Below are 5,127 nucleotides of genomic sequence, written 5' to 3' on the forward strand. Positions count from 1 at the left end.
GGGATAGGGATGGCAGCCTCACCTTTGGCGAAGTGAACGGTTTCCTCGACGCACAATCGCCCATTGCAAAGCCGGCGGCCGAGGGCAGTGTGCAGATYATCGAATGATTTGAGTCCGCGTGAAAATCACCAATTGGTGCGCGCGTTCTGACAGGAATTGGCGGGTGGTATAGCATACTGTTTGCTGCAACGGAGACAAACGGCCGGGCCTGCCAATCTGCGTCCGTTCTGGCTTCACGAGGTGTGGCTTGCAGCCGCGTTGCGCCACCAAGGCAAAATCCCGCCATCATCCGTGGATATCAAGCCCTCCAGAATTGGAAAAACCTGCATTAATCACTATATCTAATGCGGTAATGGGGCCATGATTCGCCCAAGCTATGCTATAAGGACGGGCGCGCCAGTTCAGGCGTCAGGAAAGATTGAATTTTATATGAGTGATACACCCGAGATGACAGTCGAATCCTCACCGGAATACGGTGCGGAGTCCATCAAAGTCCTCAAGGGGTTGGATGCTGTACGCAAACGCCCTGGAATGTATATCGGTGATACGGATGACGGATCCGGCCTTCACCACATGGTCTACGAAGTCGTCGACAATGCCATCGACGAAGCGCTGGCGGGCCACGCGACGCGTGTCACCGTGACACTGAATCCCGATGGTTCCTGCACGGTGACCGACAACGGCCGCGGTATCCCGACCGATATGCACTCCGAAGGTGTTTCCGCAGCGGAAGTCATCATGACGCAGCTGCATGCCGGGGGTAAGTTCGATCAGAACTCCTACAAGGTTTCCGGTGGTCTGCATGGCGTTGGCGTTTCCGTCGTCAATGCGCTCTCTGTCTGGCTGAGATTGAAGATTCGCCGCCAGGGCAAAATCTACGAGATGAGCTTCACCCATGGCGTCGCCGATGCGCCATTGCGGGAGACGGGCGATTCCGATGGGTTGACCGGAACGGAAGTTTCGTTTCTGCCATCGACCGACACATTCACCATGGTGGAGTTCGATTTCAAGACACTCGAACACCGGCTGCGCGAACTCGCTTTCCTGAATTCGGGTGTGCGTATCCTGCTCTCCGATCGCCGCCATGCCGATCCTGTCGATCTCGAACTTTTCTATGAGGGTGGACTGACCGCCTACGTCAAGTATCTTGACCGCAGCAAGAAAGAGCTGGTCACCGAGCCAATCTATATTCGCGGCGAGCGTGATGACACGGTGGTTGAAGTCGCCATGTGGTGGAATGACAGCTATCACGAGAATGTTCTCTGCTTCACCAACAATATTCCGCAGCGCGATGGCGGCACACACCTCGCCGGTTTCCGTGGCGCGCTGACACGCCAGATGACCGGCTATGCGGAAAACACCGGCCAGGCCAAGAAGGCCAAGGTGACGCTCTCCGGCGATGATTGCCGCGAGGGTTTGACCGCAGTTCTTTCCGTCAAGGTTCCAGACCCGAAGTTTTCCTCGCAGACCAAGGACAAGCTTGTTTCGTCCGAAGTGCGCGCGGTCGTGGAAAGCCTCGTCAACGAGGCGCTTTCGACTTGGCTCGAAGAACACCCGGCGGAGGGCAAGGTCCTCGTCGAAAAGGTCATCCAGGCTGCCTCCGCTCGCGAGGCCGCTCGTAAAGCGCGCGACATCACCCGCAAGAATTCGCTGAGCATCAGCTCGCTGCCGGGCAAGCTTGCCGATTGCCAGGAAAAGGACCCGGCCAAATCGGAAATCTTCATCGTCGAGGGTGACAGCGCCGGTGGCTCCGCCAAGGGTGGGCGCTCGCGCCAGAACCAGGCGATCCTGCCGCTGCGCGGCAAGATTCTCAATGTCGAACGCGTCAAGCTTGACCGCATGTTGTCATCCGACCAGATCGGTACGCTGATTCTGGCGCTTGGCACCAGCATCGGCAAGGACGAGTTCAATCCGGACAAGCTGCGCTATCACAAGATCATCATCATGACCGACGCTGACGTGGATGGCGCGCATATTCGCACGTTGCTTTTGACGTTCTTCTTCCGCCAGATGCCCGAGCTGATCGAGCGCGGCCATATCTATATTGCGCAGCCGCCGCTCTATAAGGTTTCGCGCGGAAAATCCTCGCAGTACATCAAGAACGAAGTCGCCTATGAGGAGTTTCTGATCGATTCCGGGCTGGAAGAAGCCGCGCTGGAGCTCGACTCTGGTGAGGTTCGCACAGGTCCCGATCTGCGCTCCGTCATCACCGATGCATTGGCTGTCCGTCATCTGCTGCAGGGTTTGAACACCCGTTATGACCGTKCGGTCGTTGAACAGGCGACCATCGCCGGTGCGCTGAACCCGGAAGCCATTTCCGACACAGTGCGAGCCCAGGCGCTGGTGACTGAGGTTGCCGGGCGTCTCGATCTGATCGCAGAGGAAACCGAAAAGGGCTGGAGCGGCCGCCTGGCGACGCCGGATGATGGTGTCGACGGCTATGTCTTCGAGCGTTCACTGCGCGGCGTCAAGGAAACTGTCACGCTCGATATGGCGCTGATCGGTTCCGCCGATGCGCGCCAGCTCGACCGCTATTCGGCGCGTCTGCATGACATCTATTCCAAGCCGCCGGTTCTGCGCCGCAAGGACAAATCGGATTCCGTTGCAGGACCGATAGCCTTGCTGGAGGCTGTGTTTGCCGCCGGGCGCAAGGGTCTTTCGTTGCAGCGTTATAAGGGTCTCGGCGAGATGAATGCAGACCAGCTCTGGGAAACGACGCTGGATCCCAACGCCCGCTCATTGCTGCAGGTGAAGGTGAATGATGCCACCGACGCCGACAGCCTGTTTTCAAGATTGATGGGCGACGATGTCGAGCCCCGGCGTGAGTTCATCCAGGATAATGCGCTGAGCGTGGCCAATCTGGATGTTTAGTTGTTAAACATTATGCGGACGTTTCATCGCGGTTTTGCTCATTTATTCTTCGAGCCAAGGGTTAGTGACGGCAACACCAGCGGCGGTAAATGGGCGGGTGTCGCGAGTAGCAACGGTAAATCCATTGGCCATAGCTATCGCGGCAATTTGGCCGTCCGCCAGTGCGATGGTGCTGCCTGAAACGCGCGCGCGACTGACAAGAGGCGCGTAGGCTTTAGCAGCGGCTTGGTCGAACGTCAGTATGCGCGACCCGAAGAGATAGCTCATGAGGTCGGAGAGTGCGTTGTCCAGACCTTCTTTACGCTTGCCGCTCGGCAAAATCGCTATTCCCAATAGCAACTCGGCCATACTTGTGGTCGTGAGGTAAAGCGTTTCTGCCGCCTGCCTGTCGAGCCAAGCCAAGACAGCAGGACTGGCGTTGGGTTTCATCGGTTCTGAAACGACATTTGTGTCGAGTATGATCATTCAAACTTTGCCGGTTTGGCGGGTGTTTGGTCGCGTCGTACGTCGAGGTCGAGACCGCCAAATCGACGGCCAAATGCAGCAAGCTCCGAACCAACCTTAACGCGGTCCTTCGGACGGATTGCCTCCTCAAGTATCTCGCGGATTTCCGCCTCGGTACTGCGACCGTGCTGAGCTGCGCGTAGCTTCAGCGCGCGGTGAGTTTCCTCTGGCAGATTTCTAACAGTGACAGCCGGCATATTGGTCAACCTCCTGAGCTTTATGATATCATATGGTGGGGTTTGATATCAATACGCGGCCGAGAGATAGTTTCACATCTCAGGCGCGACAGCCACGATCCACAGGTTGTGCCAGACAGCTACTCGTCAGGGGTTTGCAACGCAGGGGGCTTTTTATACTTTTGTACAACAACTCTCTTGCCTGTTCGCGGGCATCATGATCTTTTGTCGAAAAAGGGCGATGGGCGCCGAGGGGTCGACAAAAGATTACCCGGCGAACATGTGGCCTTTTTTCAAGTCAATCTGATCGGGAATTGAAATGCAGCCTGTCTTCGATGGTCACAACGATGTGCTTTACCGGTTGTGGAAACATTCGAGAGACGGGGCGGATCCGGTTCAGGAGTTCATCGAAGGCACCACCTCCGGGCACATCGACAAGATCAGGGCGCTCAAGGGCGGGTTGATCGGCGGGCTCTGCGCCATCTATGTTCCATCCGGTGATCTTGCCTTCAAGGCGCCAGACGCCAATGGCCATTATTCTACGCCGCTCGCAGCGCCGCTGGAGCGAGCCCCATCCCTCGACATTGCGCTGGAAATGGCCTCGATCGCGCTGAAGCTCCAGCGGTTCGGCGGCTGGAAATTATGCCGCAGCACGGCCGAGATTACCGAGTGCATGCAAAGCGACATGTTCGCTGCGGTGCTCCATATGGAGGGCTGCGAGGCGATTGGCGCCGATCTTGCCGCGCTCGATGTGTTCTACGCCGCCGGCTTGCGTTCGCTCGGTCCAGTGTGGAGCCGCAACAATATCTTCGCCCACGGTGTGCCCTTCGCCTATCCGATGAGCCCGGATACGGGACCCGGACTCACCGCGATCGGCGAAGAACTGGTCAAGGCCTGCAATCGTCTCGGCATCCTCATTGATCTCGCGCATATCACCGAAAAGGGTTTCTGGGATGTGGCGCGGATCAGCGATCAGCCTCTTGTCGCCAGTCATTCCAATGTTCACGCGCTGACGCCTGTCGCGCGCAATCTGACAGACAAGCAGCTTGACGCCATACGAGAAAGCCGGGGGCTCGTCGGGCTGAATTATGCGGTGGCCATGCTGCGCCCCGACGCGCGTRAGAATGCCGATACGCCGCTGACCGACATGGTCCGCCACATCGACTACATGGTCAACCGCATGGGTATCGATTGCGTAGCGCTTGGTTCTGATTTCGACGGTGCTAAAATCCCCGGCGAGATTGCCGATGCGAGCGGCAATCAAAATCTTGTCGCGGCGCTGCGCGACGCCGGATATGCCGGAGATGACCTGGCAAAAATCTGCCACGAAAACTGGCTGCGGGTATTGCGCTCGGCCTGGCACGAAGAAAATTAGAAAAGTGAAATTGCTCATAAACAGGGAACCAGAACAATGTTGATGAACCAGATAAACCCGAAATTCCGGCTTCTGCTTGGCAGCGCGGCGCTGTCCACGGTGTTGCTTTCCGGCGTACCGGCATGGGCCGAGACGCCAGCCGATACTCTGGTCGAAGCCTTCGCCATCGATGATGTGATAACGCTCGATCCTGCTGAAGCT

Annotated in this window: 4 protein-coding genes; 2 read left to right on the plus strand and 2 right to left on the minus strand. The window is 57.4% G+C overall.

The features are described 5' to 3' along the window. Positions 1-429: 429 nt before the first annotated feature. Positions 430-2,871: a DNA topoisomerase (ATP-hydrolyzing) subunit B gene (gyrB, locus tag ACXJ5O_RS18295; RefSeq protein WP_457301137.1), complete on the plus strand. Its 2,442-nt coding sequence runs from the start codon at positions 430-432 to the stop codon at positions 2,869-2,871. A gap of 42 nt (positions 2,872-2,913) precedes the next feature. On the opposite strand, the gene ACXJ5O_RS18300 is transcribed toward gyrB, so the two are convergent. Beyond that, positions 2,914-3,336, minus strand: a complete 423-nt coding sequence (locus tag ACXJ5O_RS18300; protein WP_457301138.1) for a PIN domain-containing protein — start codon at positions 3,334-3,336, stop codon at positions 2,914-2,916. Next, positions 3,333-3,572 (minus strand): FitA-like ribbon-helix-helix domain-containing protein, encoded by a 240-nt coding sequence (locus ACXJ5O_RS18305; RefSeq protein WP_457301139.1) that lies wholly within the window; start codon positions 3,570-3,572, stop codon positions 3,333-3,335. The genes ACXJ5O_RS18300 and ACXJ5O_RS18305 overlap by 4 nt, the downstream gene beginning before the upstream one ends. A 298-nt stretch (positions 3,573-3,870) precedes the next feature. On the opposite strand from ACXJ5O_RS18305, the gene ACXJ5O_RS18310 reads away from it, so the two are divergent. Then, positions 3,871-4,926, plus strand: coding sequence for a dipeptidase (locus ACXJ5O_RS18310; RefSeq protein ID WP_457301140.1), 1,056 nt, complete (start codon positions 3,871-3,873; stop codon positions 4,924-4,926). Positions 4,927-5,127 lie beyond the last annotated feature (201 nt).

The organism is Phyllobacterium sp. P5_D12, assembly GCF_054049495.1.

What these genes read in the sequence shown, in the direction of transcription:
- ACXJ5O_RS18305 (WP_457301139.1), bottom strand. Translation starts at nt 3,572, where the DNA reads ATGCCGGCTGTCACTGTTAGAAATCTGCCAGAGGAAACTCACCGCGCG.
- ACXJ5O_RS18300 (WP_457301138.1), bottom strand. Translation starts at nt 3,336, where the DNA reads ATGATCATACTCGACACAAATGTCGTTTCAGAACCGATGAAACCCAAC.